The organism is Kitasatospora sp. MBT63, assembly GCF_000710465.2.
Classification (GTDB): Bacteria; Actinomycetota; Actinomycetes; order Streptomycetales; family Streptomycetaceae; genus Kitasatospora.
This window is the reverse complement of record NZ_JAIZ01000370.1, coordinates 1-773: the sequence shown is the minus strand read 5'-3', so window position 1 is coordinate 773 and position 773 is coordinate 1. Positions and strand designations below refer to the sequence as shown.

Here is a 773-nt window from a genome sequence, read left to right as displayed (position 1 = left end):
CGGAAACACGCCCGTCGCTATCGGTACGACAACGGCTTCTCAGCTCTTGTCTCCTGTGGTCACGTCATCGCGATCCGTGGGAGCGGTGTGCCGTCGCCCCGCCCTCCGACCCGGCCTCTGACGTCCGGCCACGGATTCACGAGGGCGAGTGTCCCGAGCATCTCTGTCGTCCGAAAGGAGGTAGGCGGTTTCCCCTTGCCAATACAGGCAAGCAGGCCGTCCACGATCACCGTGGGGCCGAGCTCTGGAAGCACACCATCACCCCGTGTCCGCCGCTTGCGCAGGCGGCGGACACGGGCCCTGTCCCCAGAACAGCGAGGCGGCGCACTGCCGGGCGGCCAGCAGTCCGTCGGCCATCGTCGGCCGTACCGGCGGCGCAGCGTGGTGTACCGGGTGTCTGGTGGCAGGGCGGAGATGGGTGCCGGAGGATCGGTCCAGCAGGACCAGAACGGCAGGCTCTGCCGGGAGCGGGCCATCCGATCGGTAGTCGGCAGGGAGGTGGCGTGGTGACGGGGCACGAGAACGGTGTCGAGGACGAGCTCTATGCGCTGCCGGTCAGCGAGTTCACCGCGGCGCGGGACGGCGCCGCCGCCCGGGCGCGGCGGGACGGCGACCGGGAGCTGGCCGCGCGGCTCCGGAAACTGCGCAGGCCCACCGCGTCCGCGCACGCCGTGAACCTCCTCGCCAGGAACCACCGCTCCGAACTGGCCGACCTTCTCGACCTCGGACAGGCCTGAGGTGACCCCTGCGATGTGGACACACCCGACAATGGA

The 773-nt window shown here is 70.2% G+C and carries 1 protein-coding gene; it reads left to right on the top strand.

Translation table 11 applies throughout. The features are described 5' to 3' along the window. Window positions 1-506: 506 nt before the first annotated feature. Complete coding sequence (locus AA75_RS21755) at window positions 507-737, top strand: hypothetical protein (RefSeq protein WP_149038293.1); 231 nt, start codon at window positions 507-509, stop codon at window positions 735-737. The last annotated feature ends 36 nt before the right edge of the window (window positions 738-773 follow it).